The 23,118-nt window shown below is 69.7% G+C and carries 17 protein-coding genes; 4 read left to right on the top strand and 13 right to left on the bottom strand.

The features are described 5' to 3' along the window. Position 1: 1 nt before the first annotated feature. Entirely contained in the window at positions 2 to 1,480 is a 1,479-nt protein-coding gene (locus E0H75_RS31475) for a sulfatase-like hydrolase/transferase (RefSeq protein WP_131517344.1), read from the bottom strand. A 159-nt stretch (positions 1,481 to 1,639) separates the two neighbouring features. Here E0H75_RS31475 and E0H75_RS31480 point away from each other — a divergent pair, with 159 nt between their 5' ends. Together E0H75_RS31480 and E0H75_RS31485 are read left to right on the top strand one after the other, a co-directional pair. Further along, the gene (locus E0H75_RS31480) at positions 1,640 to 2,842 is read left to right on the top strand and encodes an MFS transporter (RefSeq protein ID WP_238163364.1); all 1,203 of its coding nucleotides are present in this window, start codon (positions 1,640 to 1,642) and stop codon (positions 2,840 to 2,842) included. 30 nt (positions 2,843 to 2,872) lie between these two features. Then, positions 2,873 to 3,850, top strand: a complete 978-nt coding sequence (locus E0H75_RS31485; protein ID WP_131517345.1) for a helix-turn-helix domain-containing protein — start codon at positions 2,873 to 2,875, stop codon at positions 3,848 to 3,850. 1 nt (position 3,851) lies between these two features. On the opposite strand, the gene E0H75_RS31490 is transcribed toward E0H75_RS31485, so the two are convergent. From E0H75_RS31490 to E0H75_RS31515, 6 genes are all read right to left on the bottom strand, one after another. Then, positions 3,852 to 5,465: a carboxypeptidase-like regulatory domain-containing protein gene (locus tag E0H75_RS31490; protein WP_131517346.1), complete on the bottom strand. Its 1,614-nt coding sequence runs from the start codon at positions 5,463 to 5,465 to the stop codon at positions 3,852 to 3,854. A 29-nt stretch (positions 5,466 to 5,494) separates the two neighbouring features. Next, complete coding sequence (locus tag E0H75_RS31495) at positions 5,495 to 9,403, bottom strand: carboxypeptidase regulatory-like domain-containing protein (RefSeq protein ID WP_131517347.1); 3,909 nt, start codon at positions 9,401 to 9,403, stop codon at positions 5,495 to 5,497. Between the two features lie 137 nt (positions 9,404 to 9,540). After that, positions 9,541 to 10,518 (bottom strand): aldo/keto reductase, encoded by a 978-nt coding sequence (locus E0H75_RS31500; RefSeq protein ID WP_131517348.1) that lies wholly within the window; start codon positions 10,516 to 10,518, stop codon positions 9,541 to 9,543. Positions 10,519 to 10,597: 79 nt separating this feature from the next. Further along, positions 10,598 to 11,968, bottom strand: a complete 1,371-nt coding sequence (pdxR, locus tag E0H75_RS31505; protein WP_131517349.1) for a MocR-like pyridoxine biosynthesis transcription factor PdxR — start codon at positions 11,966 to 11,968, stop codon at positions 10,598 to 10,600. Between the two features lie 38 nt (positions 11,969 to 12,006). Beyond that, on the bottom strand, positions 12,007 to 13,008 hold the full coding sequence (locus E0H75_RS31510; protein WP_131517350.1) for an aldo/keto reductase: 1,002 nt from the start codon (positions 13,006 to 13,008) through the stop codon (positions 12,007 to 12,009). Between the two features lie 32 nt (positions 13,009 to 13,040). Next, a complete protein-coding gene (locus tag E0H75_RS31515; protein WP_131517351.1) occupies positions 13,041 to 14,042 on the bottom strand; it encodes a zinc-dependent alcohol dehydrogenase family protein in 1,002 nt (333 codons plus the stop codon). Between the two features lie 67 nt (positions 14,043 to 14,109). On the opposite strand from E0H75_RS31515, the gene E0H75_RS31520 reads away from it, so the two are divergent. Beyond that, complete coding sequence (locus E0H75_RS31520) at positions 14,110 to 14,427, top strand: ArsR/SmtB family transcription factor (protein ID WP_131517352.1); 318 nt, start codon at positions 14,110 to 14,112, stop codon at positions 14,425 to 14,427. Positions 14,428 to 14,435: 8 nt separating this feature from the next. Here the strand turns inward: E0H75_RS31520 and E0H75_RS31525 are convergent, their stop codons facing one another. The 6 genes from E0H75_RS31525 to E0H75_RS31550 all read right to left on the bottom strand — a co-directional run bounded on the left by E0H75_RS31525 (position 14,436) and on the right by E0H75_RS31550 (position 22,690). Continuing rightward, complete coding sequence (locus E0H75_RS31525; protein WP_165554157.1) at positions 14,436 to 15,449, bottom strand: helix-turn-helix transcriptional regulator; 1,014 nt, start codon at positions 15,447 to 15,449, stop codon at positions 14,436 to 14,438. A 10-nt stretch (positions 15,450 to 15,459) separates the two neighbouring features. Beyond that, a complete protein-coding gene (locus E0H75_RS31530; protein ID WP_131517354.1) occupies positions 15,460 to 19,866 on the bottom strand; it encodes a S8 family serine peptidase in 4,407 nt (1,468 codons plus the stop codon). Between the two features lie 136 nt (positions 19,867 to 20,002). Continuing rightward, positions 20,003 to 20,299, bottom strand: a complete 297-nt coding sequence (locus E0H75_RS31535; protein ID WP_131517355.1) for a hypothetical protein — start codon at positions 20,297 to 20,299, stop codon at positions 20,003 to 20,005. Between the two features lie 67 nt (positions 20,300 to 20,366). Then, on the bottom strand, positions 20,367 to 21,233 hold the full coding sequence (locus E0H75_RS31540; protein WP_131517356.1) for an SDR family oxidoreductase: 867 nt from the start codon (positions 21,231 to 21,233) through the stop codon (positions 20,367 to 20,369). Positions 21,234 to 21,338: 105 nt separating this feature from the next. Further along, complete coding sequence (locus E0H75_RS31545) at positions 21,339 to 21,794, bottom strand: MarR family winged helix-turn-helix transcriptional regulator (protein ID WP_131517357.1); 456 nt, start codon at positions 21,792 to 21,794, stop codon at positions 21,339 to 21,341. A 47-nt stretch (positions 21,795 to 21,841) separates the two neighbouring features. Then, positions 21,842 to 22,690, bottom strand: a complete 849-nt coding sequence (locus tag E0H75_RS31550; RefSeq protein ID WP_131517358.1) for an alpha/beta fold hydrolase — start codon at positions 22,688 to 22,690, stop codon at positions 21,842 to 21,844. A 29-nt stretch (positions 22,691 to 22,719) separates the two neighbouring features. On the opposite strand from E0H75_RS31550, the gene E0H75_RS31555 reads away from it, so the two are divergent. Then, positions 22,720 to 23,118, top strand: coding sequence for a PPOX class F420-dependent oxidoreductase (locus E0H75_RS31555; protein WP_131517359.1), 399 nt, complete (start codon positions 22,720 to 22,722; stop codon positions 23,116 to 23,118).

Consider the following 23,118-nt stretch of genomic DNA (forward strand, 5'->3'; position numbering starts at 1 on the left):
GTCAGTTCTCCCTGCTCGTTGGCGTGGTGGAGTGGGCCCAGCGCCAGTTGTGTTCAAGGCGAAGCGGGACGTAGACGCCGGTCGGCAGGTCGTCGGTGAGTCGTGCCTGCCATCGGACCAGTTGGTGCAGCAGCCGCGCGCGGACGGCCAGGTGGTGTTCGCTCTCGAAGAGGTTGTCCAGCTCGGCCGGATCGGCGTCGAGGTCGTACAGCTCGCCCGCGAGATCGGCGTGGACGATGAGCTTCCATTGGCCGCTGCGCAGCATCCGGGCCGATCCGGACTGGGTGACCGTGTTGAGTTCGTCGAACGTCTGGCCGTCGTACGAGAAGTGCAGCGGCGGTCGATCGGTGACATCGCGGGCACGTCCGCCGAATCCCTGCTCGGCGATGATGCTGCCGAACTCCGTCTCCGGCGCCTCCTCGCCCTGCGCGAGCGGCAGCAGACTCCGGCCTTGGACGCCTTCAGGCAGCGGCTGACCGACTGCCTCACAGATGGTCGGCAGAATGTCGACAATCGACACCGGCTCGTCGCGGCGCTGTGTGGCGACGCCGTCCCCGGCGATGACCAACGGGATCCGCATCAGGAACTCGGAGAGCCCGGCGCCCTTGCGCTGCAGGCCGTACTCGCCGACGTAGTCGCCGTGGTCGGCCAGCACGATCGTCAGCCGTGGTCGCGTTCGCTGGGCGAGACCTTCGTGCAGCCGCTCGATCTGGTCGTCCAGCAGTCGCAGCATGCCGAGGTAGTTGGCGGCGTACCGACGCCAGCCCGCGTCGTACCCGGGCCGCTTCTCCTCCTGCAGCCGGCGCAACCACGCGTAGCTGCCACCCTTGGCCTCGGCGCCTTCGGGGCCGGTGATCCGCTCCGGGACGTCGTCGGGCGCGACCATCGAGAAATAGGGCTCCGGCACCTGGTAGGGGTTGTGCGGCTCGGGATACGACACCCAGAAGAGCCCCGGCTTGTCCGGATCGGCAGCCTCCACAGCAGCGAGTGCGTCAGTGGTGATCCGGTACGGCAGTTGGCAGCGCAGCTCGTACGGCGTGGGCTCCTCGGAGACACCATGGTCGAGTCGCTCGAGCCAGCTGTCGAAGGCCTTCTCCTGCTCGTCGCGCTCCGGACCGTGGGTATGGAAGTAGGGGCCGTTGTAGCTGTCGAAGTCGTCGGCGCCCCGCGGCATGTGCGGCTTGCCGGCGAAGTGCAGCTGGTACTCCGCCGCCCGCAGTACGTCGAGGAGGTCGGCCTCGAACCGGGCGTGGGCCGGCGTGCTGTTCTGCCGGACCTGGTGGGCGCTGGGAAAGCGTCCGGTCAGCAGGCTGGTCCGGGCCGGGACGCAGGCGGGCGCCGAGGTGTAGGCCTGGGTGAAGTCGGTTCCGGCGGCCGCCAGCCGGTCGACGAAGGGCATGGTGTCGACCGGGTAGCCGCTCCGGCGGGTGAATCCGGCGCGCTGCTGGTCGGTCATCACGATGACGATGTCGGGACGCATTCCCTGGTCTCTCCTGGGGTCCGGCGGATTTGTACAGCGCTGTAATACAGCGCTGCAAAGATTGGCGCACACCGGCTGCCCGCGTCAAGGGCCGGCGCCGATGGCCACGATTCGGTAGGGAGGTTGCTTAACCGGTCGGCGCGATGGTCGACTAGCCGCGTGACGGCAACGGAAGGCCCGGCCCCGGGACTGCAGCAGGATGCCGGGTTGTCGTACCGGACCCTGATCTGGCTAGCGGTGGCGACGTTCTCGATGGGGATCGACGGCTACGTGCTGGCCGGGCTGCTGCCCGCCATCGCCGGCGATCTGGAGGTAAGCGCGGCAGCCGCTGGACAGCTGGTCTCGGTGTTCGCACTGACATCGGCCCTTGCCGCGCCCGTGCTCGGGACGATCACCAGCCGGTGGGAACGGCGTACGACGATCGCGCTGTCGCTGGCCGTGTTCGTGCTCGGCAACCTGGTCGTCGGGCTCGCGCCCAACTACGCGACCGCGCTCGGCGGCCGGGTGATGGCCGCGCTCGGTGGCGCGCTGCTCAACGCCGCGGTCACCGGGTACGTGATCGCACTCGCGCCACCGCAGCACCGCGGCAAGGCGCTGTCCTTCGTGCTCGGCGGCTGGATGACCGCGACCGCGCTCGGCGTACCGGTCGGACTCGCTCTCGGCCAGTCCAGCTGGCGGTTCCCGATGATCCTGGTCGCCGTGGTCGGCACGATCGCGCTGGCCGGAATCATGCTCAAGCTTCCGCGCTTGCACCTCCCGGCCGGGACATTGGCCGAGCGCCTGCGTCCGCTCGGCCAGCCGCGGCTCTTGGCGGGTCTGCTCGTCACGACCGGCATCCTCTGCAGCAGCTACACCTGCTTCACCTACGCCACGCTGATCTTCGCGCCGACCTTCCGGCTCGACTGGATGATCATCGTGATCATGTTCGGGTACGGCGTGGCCAGCATGCTCGGCAACGCAGTCACCGGCCGGCTGACCGACCGCTTCACACCGCTGCGCGTCCTCACCGTCGTACTGATCGGGCTGCTGCTGAACTCGGTGCTGGGAATGGTGGCGTTCCTGACCGTGCCGCTCGCGGTGACCACGGTCACCGGCCTGGTGTGGTTCTTCGCCGCGGGCGTCGGCAACGGCGGCGCCGCCGTACCTCAGCAGGCCCGCCTCGCGGCCCTCGCCCCGAACTCCGCCGCCATCGTGATGGCGTTGAACGGCAGCGCCATCTCACTCGGTTCCGCCCTCGGCAGCGGCCTCGGCGGCGTCTCGCTGGCCGCGGGCACCTCGCCGTACGGCCTCCTCGGCATCGCCGCCGTCATCCTCGCGATTACGCTGACCCTCCACGTGCTCGTCGCGAGGACCCGGACGTAGCCACAGCCGAGAAGGGACGGAGACGGCGCGATGTGGGAGGCGGTCGGTCTGTCGGATGTCGAGGGGCAGGTCTACGAGGCGCTGCTCGCGCGACCCCACGCCGAGGTCGACGACCTGTCGGCGGTGCTCGGTGCGGTGGCCGCGCTCGTGCCGCAGACGCTCGTCGAGCTCGTCCGGCGTGGGCTGGCCTTCCGGGTCCCGGGACAGCCGCCGAAGTACGCCGCGACGCCGCCCGCGCAGGTGGCCGAGGATCTGCTGGCTGAGCACGAACGCCGGCAGCGCCGTCTGCAGACCCACCTGCAGCAGTTGGCCGTCGCGTTCCCGGCGGGCGGGCGCCGGCACCCGGCCGAGCTGGTCGAGGTCCTCGAGGGAGCCGGCAACGTCCGCAACGCCTTCCGGCGGCTCCAGCGCGCCGCCCGGCGGGAGATCCGGGTGTTCGACCGGCCGCCGTACTTCAACTCCGGCGGGGCCGACTCGTTCGAGGCGAACGAGCTGGAGCTGGACGATCTCGATCAGTCCCGGCTGACGTACCGCGTCATCTACGACCGCGCCGTGCTGGACGTGCCCGGCCGGATGGCCGACATCTGGGCCGGCGTGCGCCAGGGCGAGCAGGCCCGGGTGGCGGCGAGGCTGCCGTTGAAGCTGGCACTGGCCGACGACGACCTGGCGCTGGTCAACTCGACCTCGGACTTCGACACCGCGACGGCGTACCTCGTCCATCCGTCGGCGTTCCTGGACGCGCTCGCCGAGGTGTTCGAGACCACCTGGACCCGGTCGGTCGCCCTCAACCGGCCGAACGGCGACAAGGCCGCGACGGATCCGGACGACGAGGCCCGCCGGACCCTGCTCGGCCTCCTGGCCGGCGGTGCGACCGACGAGGTCGTCGCCCGCGCCGTCGGCCTCAGCATCCGCACGGTCCAGCGGCACATCCACACCCTGATGAGCGAGGTCGGAGCCACCACCCGGCTGCAACTCGGCATGGAACTGGTACGCCGGGGCCTGGTCTGAGTCAGCGCAGCTCGACCAGGCCGTACTGCGTCTGGTCGACGGCGCTCCCGTCACTGTCAGCGACCCGAACGCGGACCCCGACCGCCGCCGCGCCGCGCAGCTCCTTGGCCGGCACGGTGACCGAGTAGCCGCCGTCGTGCCCCGTGTGGACCCGCGCCGCCTGCCACGACTGCCCGTCGTCGTTCGTCCACGACACCACGGGTACGCCGATTTGCGCCGTACTGGCCGATCCGTCGAAATGACGCACCTGCAGGTCGAGCCGGAGGTCATGCCGGCGGGACGCCGTACCGGATCCGTCGACGTCCGGTGCGTATGCGACGGTCAGGGCCGGCGGGACCCGACTGTACTGTGCGTCGTCGTCCGGAGCCGCCGAACTGAAGGTCCACTCCGTCATCGTGTCGGACCGGATCGTGCCCTCGTGCCGGCCGATCCGGCTGACGATCCGGAAGTCGGCACGCTCGTCCGGAACCTGGAAGAACCCGCTCGCGGTCTTGCCGGTCGCGATCTGTTCAGCGTTGCGGTAGAGGGTGGTGCGGACCGCGTCGAGGGAGTGGTCGTCGACGCGGCCGGCCAGCTCGCCGTCGCTCAGTCCCGTGGTCAGGACGAATCCTCCGCGAACCTGGTACGTCTGCGCCGGAACGAGATCCGCATGTAGCCCGCGCCCCTCGAACAGCTCGACGCGCTCGCCGGACCGATAGCTGCGTGGCGCGCTCCCACACAGCAACAAGGCCGCCTCGTTCGGCAGGCTTGCGCACTCCTGGTACGTAGCCCGCGGATCGCTGGTCACCAGCTCCGTCTCGGTCGAGCCGGACTCGACCTGCCGCCAGAACATCGAATCACCGGGGTTGTACCGCGTCATCGCCGTCGTCTGCAGCCAGATGGCGCCCGCCGAGGAGGCGTGGTAGTGATGCACGATCCGCGCCATCCGGTGCAGTTCGCCGATGGAGAGGATCTTCGGCCCGGCGGACACGCCGGCCTGGATGTCGAACACCCGGTAGGAATCCGGCGTCGACCTCCCCCGATGCCCCGTCGGTTCGAGCCGCCACAGACCCACTGTCTCCAGAACGCCGGTGGACGCCTTCGCCGCGGGCGTGATGTACACGTCGCCCGCGCGCACCTGCTCGACGCTCGCGTCCATCCGATGCTGCCAGCCGACCACCCCGGCATCGGTCCGGGAGACGATCATGGTGAAGGCCGTGACGTTGGTCGACTGGCCCTGGACGACGGGTGGCATCACCCTGCGGCCGGCCCGCGCGTCCAGCACCAGCGTCCGGTCGCCGCTGACCACGAAGTCCGGGTCGACCACCATCGTGATGGTCTCGCGACGGCCCGGCGCGGGCGGCGTCACGACGCGTACCAGAGCAGACCAGTGCCCGTTCGGCAGCGTCAGTACGCCGTGCCCGGCGTCGTCCGTGATCACCTCCGGAGACCCACCCGTGTCCGGGTTGACCAGCAGGACGTCGGTTCCGGGCACCGGCGCACCGGCCCGGTCGAGCACGGTGATCCGGACCGCGCTCGACGGCGCCTGATCGGCCCGGGCCGGGACGGCCGCGAACGCCAGCAGGAAGGCGGTCGTTGCCGCTGACAACCTCCAGAGGGAGGGACGTGCAAGCACGAAGAGTTCCTTTCGGGAGGCTGGACAGGTCACTTGCGGGTCAGCGTGACGGCAACCGGTGGGACGTCGTACGGCGTATCGGTCCCGAAGGCGAGCCGGGCGGCGTAGGCACCGGCCGCGGACGTGGCCGCGGGGTCGAACCGGACCCGAACCGTGACCGACCGGCCCGGCGGCACCACCAGCTGCGTGCGGTCCGTCGAGAGCCAGCCCACGTCGGTGCCGCTGACACAGGCGTCCTGACCGGGCAGGAACTCGGCGAACGGTGTCGCGGTGAACGAACCGATCGAGCCGCCGATCCGGCTGAGGCCGCAGGCCGCACCGCCGCGATACATGGTGTACGTCGCGTTCGGCAGCGCCGACCACGCACCGCTCACGGGATCGAACTCGATCGCCTGGTTGGTGATCGCGCCGCTGGTGATGCCACCGACGAGCTGGAGCTTGCCTCCGCTGCCCGAGTACGCCATCCCCCAGACGGGATAGGGCATGTCCGCGATTCTGGTCCAGCTGTCCGAGCCCGCGACGTACTGATAGGCACTGGCGACCGGGAACTCGTGCCACGGGTCGTCCGACGGCACCAGGCCACCGGCACAGATCAGTCCGTCGCCCGAGCCGGTGCAGCCGAGCATCACGACGTGCTCCGGGTACGCCGCCAGCAGCGTCCAGGCGTTGCGGCCGGAGTCATAGCGATAGGTGGGAGCCGTCTCCGCGCACGCCACGGTCTCGCAGCCGGCCACGACGTACAGGTTGCCTCCCGCAACGGTTCCTGCGGCCGCGCTGCTGGGCGCGGGCAGATCCGCTCCGCGCGACCACCGGTTCGTCGCCGGGTCGTAGACATAGGTCGTCGAGGTCAGGTCACCCTGGAGGTTCCAGCCGCCGGCGACGTACAGCTTCCCGCCGACGAAGCCGCCGACCGCGTTCTCCCGCGGCTCGGGCAGGTCGGCGATCCGCCGCCACGACCTGGCGGTCGCGTCGTACGCGTAGCCCGCTCCGGTCAGGCCGTTGTCGGTCGCTCCGGAGACCGAGTAGACGACGCCGTCGTTCGCGGCGACGACGTTGTCCATGATCGGTGTCGGGTAGTCCGGCAGATCGGACCAGGCCGGGTTCTCGGAGACATCGTGTGAGGGCACCTGCGAGGGTCCGCCGTGGTGCTGTCGCGCGAACGAGACCGGCGAGGCGTCCACCTTCTCCCGCCGCAGCGGTGCGCCCGGTGAGGTCGTCCGGAGCCGGCCACCCCTGGGCGTGAAACCACGGTCCTGCTCGAGGATCGTCACCTCGGCCGGCTCCGTGCCGTGGTTGGTGAACGTCACCGGACGCGACCCCACCGGCCCCTTGCCGGAGCTGACCGACATCTCGTGCGGGGTGACGGTCACGCGCCCCGCCCGCAGCGACCAGTCGTGCCGAGCCACCCGGTGCGCAGCGACGGTTGCCGTTCCGGTGCCCGCCGCGTAGTGACGCCCGGAGGCGGTCAGCGGAACACGCCCAGCCCGGCTGAAGAGCCAGTAGTAGCCGTCGCCGAGCTGCGCGTCGTCCGGCGTTGCCTGGCTGACGGCAGGCGTTCCGCCGGCGACCTGTACGCCGGTCAAGGCCGCGCCGGTGTTGTCGTCGCGCACGAAGCCGGCCACCAGCCCGCCGGCCGTGGGATCGCACATCCGCGTGCCGACGTAGACGTTGTCCAGCTCCCAGTAGTTGTCCGCGTCGCCGCTGAAGCGGAACCGCACCCGCACACCGTTCTTGTTCGCGGCCTGCGGAACCGGGACCTCGACATGCCCATGCACGAACGCATCCGGCGCCTGCCAGACGGTCTCCCAGGTCGATCCGCCGTCGAGACTGAGGTCGACGTACCCGTCCTGCCGGCCGAACCCGTAGTCGTAGTAGTAGGTGTCGAACCCGACGACCGGCGTCGACTGACCGGACAGATCCGCGGCCGGGCCGACCAGGCTGGTGTCGTTCGTGCCGACGGGCGACGCCCAGTTGTCGACGATCGCGAACTGGCCGCTGCCGCCGGTGAGGTTGCCCTTGGCACCGGGATCGCTGAACGTCCAGATCTTGCCGGTGCCCGCGTCATCGGTCACCTGCCAGCCGTCCTGGGGAGCGGACCAGCCCTCGAAGCCGGCACCGGCTCCCCGGTAGGAGTAGGCATACCCAGCGGCCGAGCAGGCAGCTCCGTCCACGGACAGTGCGACGTCACGTTCGAGCGGTCGCTTCCCGTTGCCAACGGCAACACTGCTGCTCGCCGGCAGGTAGCCGGGCATGTCCACCGCCTCGACCTGCAGCCGGTACGTCGTACCGACCGGGAGGTCGACGCTGTAGCGGCCGGTGAACGGATCGGTGTGGACGGCCCCGTTCGGGTACCCGCCGACGGAGATCTTGGCGTACACCGGCCAGCCTTGACCGGACCCGTCGGTGACGGTCCCGGTGACAGTGCGGCTGGCAAGGGCAGACAGTGTGAAGTTCCTGCTGGTCGCGGAGCCGGCGGCGACGGTGACGTGGTCGACGGCCGCATCGGCGTACCCGAACTTCGACGCGACGACCCGGTAGGTGCCCGCGGCAACGGCGAGGCTGTAGCGACCATGGTCGTCGGCCGTGGCGCGAGTGGTGTAGCCCCCGGCGTCGGTGAACGCGATGGTCGCACCAGCCAGGGTGCGCTTGTTCGTCCGCACCGAGCCGGTGACCTGCCCGTGAGCGCCGAGGGTCAGCGCCGAGACACCGTTGGGAGTGCCAACGCCGGTCGGACCGTCCCAGCCCGGGCCGGCCGTGCACCGGACGTCGCCACAGGTCCCGTCGGTCCCCTCGGTCACGTCGTTCATCGCGAGGTGCTGGCGATACAGGTACGTCGCCGGGTTGCTCCCAGGCACCGGTTTACCCGCGAGCGCGTACATCGCCGCGACCAGCGGCGAGGAGAGTGACGTACCGCCCCACTGTGCCCAGCCGTCCTGCCCGAGGGTGTTGTAGACGGCAAGCCCGGTCTCACTGTCGGCGTCGGCCGCGACGTCGGCGGTGGCCCGCGTGTCCGGGCAGCCGGTGTCGATCCCCTGCTGGTGCTCGGGCCGTGGCTCGTAGCGGGAGCAGCCGCTGCCGCCGTCGGCCCAGGCAGTCTCCCGCCAGCCGCGCGGAGACGACTTGTCCCGGCTGAGCGTCGTACCACCGACGGCGATCACATCGGGCGAGGTCGCTGGGTAGCTCTGGACGTTGCCGAGGTCGCCGGACGACACCGTGACGGCAACGCCGGGGTGGTCGTAGTAGTGGTCGTAGTACGACTCGAACGGGAGCTCTCCGTCGATGCCGTACGAGTTGGAGATGGCCACCGCGCCCAGGGCCGCGGCGGTGTCGACGGCCTGGCCCAGGCTCGGTGAGCTGTTGTTGTCGGCCTGGACGAGGAGGATGTGACAGGCCGGGCAGGCCGACGAGACCGCGTCGAGGTCGAGCGCGGTCTCGATGGACCAGTCGGGGTCCTGCGTCGGGTAGTCGGTGCCGCCGCGCTGGTCCACCTTGGTGAAGCAGCCGTTCGCCGTCGTACAGGGTGGGAGTCCGTAGTGCGCCCGGAAGACGGCGAGGTCGGACTCGGCGTTCTCGTAGCCGAAGGCATCGACGATCGCCACGATCCGGCCGTCACCGCCGTCCGGCAGCTTGTACGCGTCCTTGATCTGGGCGGGGCCCAACGAGGTCGGCAGCGGCTCGTCCTGCTGTTGCAGTAAGACCCCGGCCTTGTCGGCACGACCGACCGCGTAGCAACGGGCCATCGGTGCGGCGTCGTCGGCCGAGGCCTCGCCGGCGTTGCAGCCGGCCGGCACCGAGTAGCTGCCGTGCGACGGCGGTCCGGCTGTGCCTGCTGCCGGCACCACCGCCGCCATCGCGGTGCTCGCGGACGCGGTGGAGATCGCGAGCACGATGACCGCGACTGCCTGGAACCTTCGCCCGCCCAAGATCCTGCGTAGCACGCCGCCACCCCTCTGATCGCTGTCGTGACACGGCAAACCGCTGGATCGTGTCACCCGTACCCGAGCGTTGACAATGCTGTTCCACGCTCGTGTTCCTGCCACCTGTCACGTTCACGACGTCCGGCGCCGCGAGAGGGTCAGGTCTCGTCGGTGCCGGCGGTGTTCAGGCGGCGCATCGTCTCCTGGTCGAGCTGGAGGTCCACTGCGCCGAGCTGTTCGTCCAGTTGGGCGACCGTGCCGGCAGCACTGACCGGAATGATGACGGGATCGCTCTGCATCATCCAGGCGAGGACGATCTGGTTCGCGGTGGCCCCGGTCTCGGCAGCGACCTGGTTCAGGACCTCGAGGCGGGATGCGCTCGTGGGGTGGTCGTAGCCGCGTTCGAACGGCCGGTCAGCTCGGGTGTAAGCGCCGCGCAGCAAGGGCTTGTAACCCAGCAAGGTGAACTCCGGCTCCGACTTGGCATAGTCGATCAGCTCGGGCGTGATCACGTCGAACCCGGTCCGCTCGGGCCGCGGCCACAGGTACGTGTGAAGTTGCTGAACGCAACTGTATGCCGCAACGCCGGCCGCACGCGCCAGCTCGCGGGCACGCTCGATCCGCCACACCGGGGTGTTGCTGCACCCGATGGCACCGACCACGCCCTCCTTCACCAGAGCCCCGAACTCACCGACCGTGTCGGCCAGTTCCGGCTCGCGGTCGTCCCAGTGGGCGTAGTACAGGTCGATGCGGTCGACGCCGAGCCGCTCGAGGCTGCCCTGCACCGCACGACGTACGGCCTTGCCGGACAGGCCCTCCCAGTTCTCCATCGCCGGATCGCCGGGCACCTTCGTCGCGTGCGCGCCGGCCTTGGTCGCGACGACGACCTGGTCCCGCACTCCACGGCTGCGGATCCACCGGCCGATCACGATCTCGCTCTCGCCGCCGACACCGCTGTCGGCCCATTGGTCGTAGCTGTTGGCGGTGTCGATGAACGTCCCACCGGCCTCGAAGAACCGGTCCAGCAGCGCGAACGCCGTGTCCTCGTCCGTCCTGGTTCCGAACGGGATCGTCCCGAGGCAGAACTCGCTGACCTCCACCCGTCCGTCGCGGTCGCCCAGCCATCGTGTGCGCATCACAACTCCTGTGGCGGGGCGGGCCCTTCCCGCCACCGGCGCCCAACGTACGGCCGGATCGGCCGGGATCCGCGGCCAATCAGCGAGCGGATTCGCAGACCAATGCGCACACCCGGGCCAGGGATCGGACCGCGGCGTCGACATCGCCGTCGGCGAGGTTGCCGTATCCGAGGACGAGTCCGTCCCGATCCTCGCCGGCCCGGGCCCGGTACCCGCTCAGCGCGACGAGCCGGATCCCGGCACCGCGTGCGGCCGCCAGCACCGGAGCCGCCGCGAGCCCGTCCGGGAGCCGGGCGATCAGATGCAGCCCGGCCGCCGCGCCGTCGATCGACCAGCCGGGCAGCTCCCGGCGAACCGCTGCGACGACCTGCTCACGCCGGCTCTGATAGCGCCGGCGCAGCGCCCGCAACTGACGGTCGTAGGCACCGGAACGCAGCAGTGCCGCGAAGGTGGCCTGGTCGAACGTCGACGGACCCGGACCGATCGATCTGGTCAGCGACTTCCGCCACGGCCCGCGAACGACGTACCAGCCGAGGCCGATCGCAGGCGACAACGTCTTGCTGACGGAGCCGAGCAGCACGACCTGCTCGGGTGCCATCCCCTGCAAGGTGCTCACCGGACTGCGGTCGTACCGGAACTCGGCGTCGTAGTCGTCCTCGAGGATCAAGCCGTTCGTCCGCCGGGCCCAGTCGATCAGCTCCAGCCGCCGGGCCGGCGAGAGCACGACACCGGTCGGGAACTGATGGGCGGACGTCACCGCCACGGCCCGCAGGTCCTGCTGCCGCCCGAGCGCATCGACCCGAAGACCCTCGGAGTCGACCGGCACCGGCACGGCCTGTACGCCGGTCGACTCGATCACGTCACGAAGCCGGGTCCAACCGGGATCCTCGACCCCGATGCGGTCGACACCGGCAGCACGCAGACTCGTACAGAGATGCGCGACACCGGCCCGCACCCCGGTGCGGATCACCACGTCGCCGGCGCCGGCGACAGCTCCCCGGCTGCGTTGCAGATAGTCGGCCAGCAACTCGCGCAGCGGCGGGTACCCGGCCGCGTCCGGATAGCCGAGGTCGGCGGTCGGCAACGCGCGTGCGGCCTCGCTCGCCGCCTCGGCCCAGCGGGTGCGTGGGAACGCACGCAGATCGGGAATGCCGGGTGTCAGGTCGAAGCGGTAGGTGCTGCCCGGGGCGACCGGGCCTGTCGCCTGCACCGCTCCCGACGTACGACCTGACCAACTGACCCAGGTCCCCGAGCCGACCCGCGTGGACAGGTAGCCCTCGGCCACGAGCTGGCCGTAGGCCTGCGTGACAGCCCACCGGGAACAGCCCAGCTGGACGGCCAGCTCACGGCTCGGCGGCAACACCGAGCCGTGAATCAGACGCCCCGACCTGATGGCGCCGCGGAGGCCGCGCTCCACCTGCCGGTGCAGGGGGCCTTCCCCGTCAAGCATCAGCGCCGTCGTCCAAGCTGCGTGGGTTGTCACCGGCGTCAGCGGTCGAAGCCGGACAGCAGGTTGTAGGGATAGACGGACGGCTTCTCGCTGACCTCGGTCAGGCGGGCGAGTTGCTCGGCGTCGAGCGACCAGCCGGCCGCGCCGATGTTGTCGGTGTAGTGCTCGAGGGTGCGCGGACCGATGATCGGTGCGGTGACAGGCTCGGTCTGGATGAGCCAGCGCAGCGCGACCTGCGCGACGCTGCGACCGGTGTCCGCCGCGATGGCATGCAACGCGTCCAGGACGTTCCAGGTGCGGTCGTTGTCGTAGTAATCCCAGGCCTCGTAGAGCCCACGCTTGGCGGCCTCCGCGACCCGTGTTCCGTCCGGCGGCGCCTCCATGCCGCGGTGGAACCGGCCGGCCAGCCAGCCCGCGCGCAGCGGACTCCACGGCATCACACCGAGTCCCTCGTTGCGGCAGATGGCGAGCAACTCCCACTCGGCCTCGCGGTCGAGCAGGTTGTACAGCGGCTGCAGTGCGCTGTACCCATTGATCCCGGCCTGCTTCGCCACGTCCACAGCCTTCTGGAGCTGCCAGCCGGTGACGTTGCTGGCACCCAGGTAGCGAACCTTGCCAGACGACACCAGTACGTCGAGCGTCGACAGCGTCTCCTCGATCGGCGTGGCCGTGTCCCACACGTGGGTGTAGTACAGGTCGATGTAGTCGGTGCCCAGCCGGCGCAGGCTGGCGTCCACCCCGGCGAGGATGTGCTTGCGGCTGAGGCCGTCGTCGTTCGGGCCGTCGCCCATGCTGCCGTAGACCTTGGTGGCGATCACCAGCGAGTCGCGGTCGCGGGCCCTGAGCCAGCGGCCGAGCACGGCCTCGGATTCACCGGCGTTGTACACGTCGGCGGTGTCGATGAACGTGCCGCCGGCCTCGACGAACTCATCCAGGATGCGCACGCTGGTCTGCTCGTCCGCCGGCCCGCCGAAGTGCATCGCGCCCAGGCACACCTCGCTGACCTTGAGGCCGGTCCGGCCCAGATTGCGGTACTCCATCGTCGTGTCCCTTCGTTGCGGCAGCCGGATCGCTAGCCGTGATCGACGCTGACCACGATCTTGCCGACCTGGCTGTTGGATTCCATGTGCTCGTGGGCCTGAACGATCTGCTCCAGCGGGAACACTCGATCGACCACCGGGCGGAACGTGCCTGCAAGCAGGCCCGACGAAACAAAAGCTGTTGCCCGGAGCAACCGCTGCGGATCGCGGGTGATCTCGTGCACCGTGTAGGAGCGCAGATTGAGCGCCGGCATGCCCAGCTCGAACCCCGGGTACGGCGTCGGTTGCCCGCTCTGCGCGCCCCAGAGGAACAACGTACCGCCCGACGCCACCACGCGCGCGAGATTGACGACCTCCGGCCCGGCCACCGCATCGAACACGTACTCCGCGCCGCGGCCCGCGGTCAGGTCGAGAACACGCCCGGCGACGTCTTCCTCGTCCGAAACGATCACCTCGGCAGCGCCCTCGTCGAGTAGTCGCTGCCGCTTGGCGCGGGTCCGCGTGACGACCAACGGCCTGGCGCCGACCCGGTTCGCGGTCTGGATCGCCGCGAGACCGACACTGCTGGACGCCGCATTCAGTACGACGTTCTCCCCCGCACGCAGTCCGGCGATCTCGACCATGGCGCCGTACGCCGTGAGGTACGGCATCCAGACGGCCGCGCCCGCGATGGCATCGATGCCGTCAGGTCGATTCACCAATGCACTCGCGGGGACGACCGCCTGCTCGGCGTACACGCCGTAATCGTTCTGCGAGAAGGCCGGTATGACGCTGACGGCCTGGCCGGGCGCGAATCCGGTGACATCCGGGCCGATCGCCTCGACCACGCCCGCCGCCTCGGCACCGAGCCGGGACGGGAACTGCTTCACCGGCTCGATGTACTGGTCCCGGCGGAACAGCACCTCGGCCCGGTTGATCCCGATCGCGTCCACCCGGACCCGCACCTCACCTTGACCCGGCTCGCCCGGATCGAGGTCGTCCAGCCGCAGCACCTCCGGTCCGCCGGCCTGGTGGAACCGCACCGTCCTCGCCATGCCATTCCCTCCCGCTCGGATAAGTTTGATCAACGTCAAACTTGTTGATGATCATACTATTGATCCCATGGGACGTACGCCGCAGCACCCGGAGGTCTCCGACTTCGACGTCCAGCGGGTGCTGGAAGCCTTGGTCGACCCGGTCCGGCGCAGCATCGTGACGCAACTCGACGCGCTCGGCGCGGATATCAAGTGCGGCGGCTTCGACCTCCCGGTCGGCAAGGCGACCGCGACCCATCACTTCGGCGTGCTGCGCGAGGCCGGCCTGATCCGGCAGTACTACGTCGGCACCCTGCGGATGAACTCACTCCGCCGCGCCGACCTGGACCAGGCCTTCCCCGGCCTGCTCGACGCAATCCTGGCCGCCCAGAAACAGCCGGCCTGACCAGCTGATCACAGCCACCCCGCGCGGGCGGCGTAGAGCCCGGCCTGGAATCTCGTGTCGGCTCCCAGCGCCGCCATCAGCGTGGCGATCCGCCGCCTGGTGGTGCGATGGCTCCAGCCGAGGTGGTGCGCGATGGCCTCGTTCTTCAGCCCGCCGGCCAGCAGAGCCAGGACCCGCCGGTCGTTCTCACTCGGTTCGGCGGCGCCGTCCTGCTCGGTCGAGCGCAGCGGCTCCGCCGCGGTCAGCGGCGTGGCCTCCGCCCAGAGCTGGTCGAAGACGAACAGCAGGACGTCGAGCAGGCTGCACGGGTGCACCACGATCGCTCCCGCGATGTCCCGCTGCGCGATCGACTGCGGGATGAAGGCCACCTTGCGGTCGAAGGTGGCCAGCTTCAGTGGCAGCTCCGAGGTGACCCGGGCCTGCTCGCCGGCGGCGACGTACCGCAGGATCGCGGTGACCGCGTTCGGCGACTGTTCCAGTGCGGCCCGGGCGTAGATCGCCCGGCAGGTCACCCCTCTGGCCAGCACCTCGAACTCCGCGTCGTTCGTGATCGGCCCCGCGTCACCTGCGTACGGCGGGGTGTCGAGCACCTGCACCTCCTCCATCGCCCCGCGCTGCAGCTGGTCGAAGCGGCTCAGGACCGTGTCGGCCCCGGTGACCACCTCGATCAGCTCGGTCGGCGCGGCGTTGCCTCCGGAGCGGAACTCCGGGACCCAGGACGCGGCCAGCGCCCGGACCCGCTCCAGCTCGGACTCCTGCCGGCGGACCAGTGCCTCGATCGCGGCATCCGGTGCCACCGGCAACAATCGCGGCGTCGGCAGCGGTGACCGGGTGACCAGGCCCGACTGCTCGAGCACGGTCACCACGCGACGGACCCGGGCGGCCGGCGAACCGATTCGATCCGCCAGCCCGGTCACCGTGAGTCCCGGTGAGCGCAGCAGGATCCGGTAGGCCCGTTCCCCGAGCTCCCCGACGCCGAGGATGGCCAGGTTCGCCGCCGCGTCCTTCCATGGTGATTGCACGGTCCGGTGCCTACCCGCCCGGCAGGACCGAGCAAGGTCCTGCCTTGGCCAACCGGAGGTCTCCGGTTGTCGTCTGCTTCGGCCGCACCTTGACGACGTCCGCCGCTGGCAGCCAGCCGGGTGTCGCCGCACTCACCAGGACATGCTCGTCCGCCTTCAGCCAGTACGCGTACCGTCCGTCCTCGTCCGCGACGAGATGCACCGCGCTGTGTCTCGTGCCGAGCGTGACGGCTGCTCCAGGCAGGGCGGAGGTCTGTCCGGTGCACCGATCCTTACCGGTGACCGTGCCGGTGATCCGGCCCCAGTCGGGCCGCGCGACCGCATCCATCGTCACGGTCAGCGGTGCGTTCCGGAACGGCGTGTCCTCCATCAGCAGCAGCCGTGCGCTGACCTCGCGCGGCTGGCTCGTCGCAGGTGTCCCGGCGTCGAGAGTGATCCGGATTCGTGTCGACTGGCCCGGTGCGAGGGTGCCGACCGGCTTGTCGGCCTTCAGCCACGGCACGTCCCGGCCGCCGGGCGCACACTGGTCGTTGCCGGCGAGTTGCTCGACGTACGGCTTGGCACCGAGGATCCCCTCCGCTCCGCCCACCTTGAAGAATCCGCACGCGCCGGCGACCCGGGTCACCGCGAACTGCGAGTTCGGCAACGACCTCCAGGTGTCCGAGGCAGGGCTGTAGGCGAAGCCCAGGTTGCTTCGATAGCCGGCCACCGTCCCACCCGAGAGCAGGAGCTCACCGTTGGCAGCGGAGTACGCGGCACCCCAGACCGTTGTCGGCACATCGCTCAGGCGCAGCCACCGGTTCGTCACCGGGTTGTAGCTGTACGCCGTCCGGAGCCCTTGATCGATGCCCCCGTTCTGCCCTCCGGCGCAGTAGATGCGTGCACCGATGGCGCCGCAGTGCTGCCAGGACACCGGCTCCGGATAGTCCGCCGCCCGCGTCCACCGCTTCGAGGCCGGGTCGTAGACCATCACAGCGCGGCTTGCCGTGTCGTCGGCGTTCGTACGCCCGCCGATGACGTAGAGCTTGCCGCCCAGGACGGCGGATGCGGCCGCGGCCGTGCCGATCGGGGCGTCTGGTCCGGACGACCACTTGTCGGTCGCGGGGTCGTAGATCCTCAGCCCGGCGGCCGGGGCACCCCCACGCGGCCAGCCACCGACGACGTACAGCTTGTCGCCGACGAACCCACCGGCAGGCCGCTCGAGCGCATCGGTGGTCGGTGCGATCTCCTGCCAGGTCTTCGTCTTCAGGTCGTAGACGTAGTTGCGTTGTTCGGTGTGACTCAGGTCGGCGACGCCGCCGATCTTGTACAGCTTCCCGTCGTGGTATGCCGCCAGGGCGTCGAAATCGCCCTCCGGCAGGTTGGTCTCCTGCTGCCAGGGCGCGATCTTCGCACCCGCCGTCCGGGACGCCGCCGTTTGACCGGCCGCCTGCATCGGACCGCCGCCGTCCAGGCTCAGGTACCGCCGCTCCGCAACGGTGGAGACGGCTGCCGCCTTCGTGTCCGGCTTGTCCTCGAACGGCGTCAACTCGTACGTCGCCCGTCCGGTCCCGACGTTCTTCACCGTCAGCTCGATCGTCCGCCGGTCGCCGATCCGGACCGACTGGGTCAGGTCGCTCGCGGTCACCTTCAGCTCGGCCATACCGAGCGCGAAGTCGGCCCGCACCACCATGTCCGGTCGTACATCGACGGTCCGCGTCCTGGCCTCGTACTGCCCGGCGTCGTACTGCGCACTGAACCGCTGCCGACCGGCCGGTGCGAACATCCAGTAGAAGCCGTCGCCGAGGTTCGGATCGGCCGGAGTCCGTCGCGCGGTCGCGACATCGGCGGGACGGGAGAGATTCTGCACGGTCGCATCGTCGACCGCGCGGCCGAATCTGTCATCCGTCACGTTGCCGAGGACGAGACCGCCGGCGACCGGAGCGCACTTGGTCATCCCGATCACCACGTCGTCGAGCTGCAGCCAGCCGTTCCCGGAGACCTCGGTGCTGTACCGGAACCGGGCCCGAACCTTGTCGTGCCCAGCGGCCGCGGGGATCGGGACCTGGATCGGTCGCGGACCGCGCAGGCTCCCGTTCTGGTGCCATACGCTGGTCCAGGTCGCACCGTCGTCGACGGACAGGTCGACCTCGACCGCGGCCCGGCTGCCGAGCACATCGGTTCGGAACGCGATCACCGGCTGGTCCAGCGCACTCAGGTCGACGGCGGGCGAGATCAGCCGCGAGTCCTCCAGTCTCTTCCCCGAGCCGCTGTCGATGCTCGCGAAACCACCGGAGCCGCCGGTCAGGTTCGTGTTCTGACCCGGGTCGTCGAACTCCCAGCCGTCGCCGAGCACCAGGTCCTGCGTCCAGCCGGCCGGGATCGACGGACCGTCGAACGATTCGCCGAGGCCCTGGTGCTCGCCGCGGTAGCCGGGCGCCGTACACGGAGCCGCGATCACAGGTACGGCGAAGTCCACCGACTGATCACCCTGGACGACGACCTTGCGGGTCATCGCCTGGTAGCCGGCTGGATCCGGATCCAACTCGATGCGGTACGTCGACCGCACCGGCAACTGGAGGCGGTACGAACCGTCGACCGGTGACGTGTGGATCGGCGCGAGCGGCGTCCCGGCCACGGTGAGCGCGGCGTACAGCGGCCAGCCGTGACCGGAGCCGTCGGTGACCCTGCCGCTGACCGTTGCCATCGGCACCTGGGTGAGCGTGACATCGCGCACCGTCCGCTGGTCCTTCGCCACCACGGCGTCGTCCGCGGTCGCGTTCTCGAACCCGAAGGCTGAGACCGCCAGGTGATACGTCCCGGTGCTCACCCGGACCTCGAAGCTGCCATCGGTCGCGGTCGTCGTCCGTCGCTCGTACTCCGCGGCGGTGGCGGCCACCGTCGCGCCGGCCACGGGCTTCCCGGCACTGTCAGTGATCCGTCCGGCCAGTGTCCCGGTGTTGCCCCGCGGCGACGCCTCGACCGCCGCGAGGGCGTTGAGGCGGCCCTCTCCGAACGTGTTGTTCCGCTGGACGGTGCCGCCACAGGACAGGTCACCGGTGTCGATCGCGGTCTGGTTCAGCAGTTCACGCGTGCCGTCGATATCCCCGATCAGGGACGGCGCCGCGGACCACATCAGCGCGACCGTGCCCGAGAGGTGCGGCGAGGCCATCGACGTACCCGTGCCGGTGCCGAACGCGCCGCCCGGAACCGACGAGCCGACGGCGACCCCGGGGGCGGCGATGTCCGGCTTGATCCGGCCGGACGCACCCGGTCCACGGCCGGAGAAGTCACCGATCACGCCGGACTCGTCGTACCCGCCGACCGCGTACGTCGATCCGCCGTCGGCCGGCGAGGCTGTGGTGTCACAGCCGGCCCGGCCGTCGTTCCCGTTCGAGAAGACCGCGAAGATGCCGGAGGCGTTCCACGCCGCGATCACGTCGTCGTAGAACGGGTCCTCGACGTCACGGTTGTCGTCGCCCCACGAGTTGTTGAGGACATTCGGCCGCAGGTCGGCCCGCGGGTTGGCGCCCGAGAGGTCGGTCGGGGCGAGCATCCACTGGCCGGAGGCGAGTAGTGCGCTCAGGGAGCACCCACGCTCCTCATCCTCGCAGCCCTTCGCGGCGATCCACCGCGCGTCCGGCGCGACGCCGATCTTCCCGCGTGGGCCGTCACCGCCGACCATCGTGCCCATGGTGTGGGTGCCGTGCCAGATGTTGTCGCAGGGCGCGGCCGACGGGCAGACCTGGGACGGGTCGAACCAGTTGTAGTCGTGGTCGAAGACCCCCGGGCTCACCGTGCCGCGGTAGGAGTCCACCAGCGCCGGGTGATCGAACTGGACGCCGGTGTCGATACTGCCGACGACGATGCCCTGGCCACGATCGTCCAGTTCCGACCAGACCTTGTCCGCCTCGATGTCCGCCAGACCCCACTCGACCGCCGCCGCCGCCTTCGGCTCGGCGACCGGCGCCGGCTCGGTCAGGTCGTACGCCGGGGCCTCCTGCAGACCCACGACCTCGGGCCTGGCCGCCAGCGACTGCGCCAGCGCCGCGGAGCCGCCCTTCACCAACAGGGCGTCGGTGATCCAGAACGGCGTGTAGTCGTTGCCAGCGGCATCGAGCGCCGCACGGGCGTCGCGCTGCCCCTTGGCGGCGGCCTGTTGCAACTGCCGGACGACGTACTCGCCGCGTTGCTTCCAGTCCTTGATCGTGGCCGCCTTGCTCAGATCGGCACGGTCGGCGAACCGGACCATGAAGTCACTCGTCTGGCCGGCGACGAGTCCGGCCCGCAGGCCGGCCGACACCTTGTCCTGCCAGGGCACCGGTGGCGGTGCCGCGCCCGCCGTCCCGGCCGGCAGCATCAGCAGCCCGGCCAGCATGGCCAGGACGACGCCGGCCGCAGTCCGGCGTCGTCCGGATCCAGAGACCACAGGGTGCATGCGGAACCCTCCCCAGGATGGTGCGCCCCGGAATCCTCACCGTCCCGGCACGACGTCCAGCAGTGTTGTCAGCGCCGCGTGGGGGTGTCCAGCATGCTTCGTGGCCTGATCTGGCCACGGCCAGAACTGGCCGCGGCTACGAATTCCAGCGACGTACGGCGATCGAGGTCAGGACCGTGGTCGGCATCGCGATCAGCACGGCCCAGGCCAAGCGGCTCACCTGGCCGGCCTTGCAGGTTTCCACCGCGGTCGGATCGACGACGCCGTGAACCGGAATGGCATCCGTCGTCAGCGCCGACTTGCATTCGGTCCGCGGTCCGCCGCCGAGGCTGGCCCAGGTGTTCTCGCTGCCCGAGTCGGGCGCGCCGATCAGCAGCCAGAGAACGGCGGCCAGGCCGGCGACCGACAGGACCCACACAATCGCTCGTTTCATGGCCACGACCCTAGGTGAGACCGGCGGTCAGCTCGCAGTACGCCCCTTTGCCTGCGGCAACCATTCCTCACGTCCGGGCGGCGATGGCGCGCAGACCGTCGACCAGCGAGATGGTGGGCCGGCCGATCAGCTTGTGCAGCTCACCGGTCGCGTCTGCTGACACACCATTGGAGACGTCCTTGTCCAACTGAACCAGGAAACTGACGGTCTGCTCGTCGACACCGTTGGCTCGCAGCGCCTCAGCGTGCTCCTCCGAGGACAGGTCCTGATAGACGACAGGCTTGCCACTCACCTCCGCGATGGCCGCCGCCAGGTCGGGATAGCCCCATGCGGTGTCACCGGCCAGTTCGTAAGCCACGTTGTCGTGGCCCTCGGTGGTCAGCACGACCGCGGTCGCCTCGGCGTAGTCGAGGTGATCGGCACTGGCCACCCGGCCCTCGTGCACACTGCCGATCATCACGCCGGTCTCGGGCGCCGACGTCAGGAACGGGACGTAGTTCTCGTGGTACGAGTTCATCCGCAGCATCGTGTAGGTCAGACCGGACTCGCGGATCAACTGCTCGGTGGCCTTGTGCTCGGTCACGATGAACGTCGGGCTGGTGTCGGCGTGCGCCGCGCTCGTGTAGACGATCCGGGAGACGCCGGCCTGCTGGGCCGCACGGATCACGTTCTCGTGCTGGACCATCCGCTTGCCGAACTCGTTCCCCGAGATCAGCAGCGCGACGTCGACCCCGTCGAGGGCGGCGTCGACCGCTGCACGGTCGTCGTGGTCGGCGATCCGGACCTGGACGTTCTTCGCTTCCAGTGCGGCCGCCTTGGCCGGGTTCCTGGCGATGGCGACGATGCGCTCGGCCGGGACCCGGGCGAGCAGTTGATCAATGATCAGGGTGCCGAGCGCGCCGGTCGCGCCGGTGACAGCGATGAGATCGGACATGATGGATTTTCCTCACATGACGGCCGATGCGTGGACGCATCGAACTTGTTCGTAGTACGAACCATATTAGTTCGTACTACGAACTGCAACCCATCAGCGAGGAATTCAGGCTTGTTCCATGAAGACGACCGGCACTTCGTTGTCCAGCACGACGCGGCCGAGCAGGCCGGCGAGCGTCTCGCGCTCCGCGACGCTCAGGCCGTCCGGCAACCGGTCGATCCGCCGGCACGTCTCGGCGTAGAACTCTTCCGCAACGTCCTGGCCGCGTGGAGTCAGCGCGACACGGACGGCCCTGGTGTCACGTGGATCCGGCTCGCGGCGTACCAGGCCGTTGCGTACGGTGCGGTCGACCAGGCCGGTCATGCTGGACTTGGCCAGGCCGAGCATCGTGCCGAGCTCACCCATCCCGTACGGCTGGGCCATCAGGACGCAGAGCAGTTGCCCCTGCTGCGGGGTGAGGCCGCGTTCACGACTCGCCTCGGCGTACACCGCATTCACCAGGAACGCCGACCGGACGAGTCCGGCCACCACTCCGATCTTGCCGTCCTCATTCTTCGCCACGCTGCCAAGATAGCATTCGCGTCCACGGAAGTTCGTGCCGCGAACCATCAGTGACGCAGCAGGTCCTGGAGGATCTGATTGACCTCGGCCGGCCGCTCGAGCGGCGGCAGATGACCGGTGCCGGCGAGGTCGGCACGTCGTGCGCCAGGGATTCGATCACTGATCAGATCCGAGACGGCCTGGATCCAGGGCGGGTCTTCCAAGCCGTTGATCACGACGGTCGGCACCTGGATCTCACCCAGCCGCTCGCCCGGCGGAGGGTCGAGGGCCAACTCCGTGATCACCGGGCCGCGCCAACTCCGCTCGAACACACCCCGCAGCATCGACAGTGCGAACTCCCAGACCTGCGGATCAACAGCGGACGACGGCCGGTGGGGACCGGCGACGATGAACTCGGCCTGCGCCCGAGCCATCGCGTCGACGTCGTCAGGATCGACGTACTCGTTCCGGCCGCCGCGATACCGGGCGAGGCGCTCGGCCGGGACCGACGAGCGGACATGCGCCTTCACGTACTCGTTCATCTCCTCCGGCCACAGATGACCGGACAGCCCCGAACAGATCAACGTCAGCCCCGTGACTCGCGAAGGTTCAGCCAGCGCGACCTCGAGCGAGTACGACCCGCCCATCGACGAGCCGACCAGGGTCGCCTCCTCGACATCCAACGCGTCCATCAGGCCGAGCAGATCCTTGTAGGGCGCGAACGAACCCTCGGCATCGCCCGATTCGCCGTACCCACGCCAGTCGTAGGTGATCACCCGATGGGCAGCCGAAAACCGCTCCACCTGATGCATCCACATCCGCCGATCCGCGATCCCAGCATGCGAGAACACCACCGCCGGCCCACGTCCCACCTCGTCGTACTCGAGCCTGACCCCGTTGACCTCGATCGCCGTCATTGAACCGATTCTGTCTCTAGGGTGGGGCCATGGAGTTGAACGAGGTCGCGCGGGCGTTGATCGATGCGGACAATCCGGCTGTGCTGGCCACGACGAATCCGGATGGGAGTCCGCAGACGTCGGTGGTGTGGGTCGGCCGCGACGGTGACGACGTACTGATCTCGAGCGGACAAGGCCGCAAGAAGGACCGGAACGTACGGCGGGATCCGCGGGTGAGTGTGCTCGTCATCGACAAGGACGAGCCCCTGCGGTACGTCGAGATCCGCGGCTCCGCGGCCGTCTCGCCCGACGTCGACCGCGAACTCGCCCAGCAACTCGCCGAGAAGTACGAAGGCGAAGGCGCCGGCCAGGAGTACGTCGACCTGCCACCCGAGGTGATCCGCATCGTCATCCGCATCACCGCTGACAAGATCCACGTCCGCAACTGA

This window comes from Kribbella capetownensis (assembly GCF_004331485.1).
Classification (GTDB): domain Bacteria; phylum Actinomycetota; class Actinomycetes; order Propionibacteriales; family Kribbellaceae; genus Kribbella; species Kribbella capetownensis.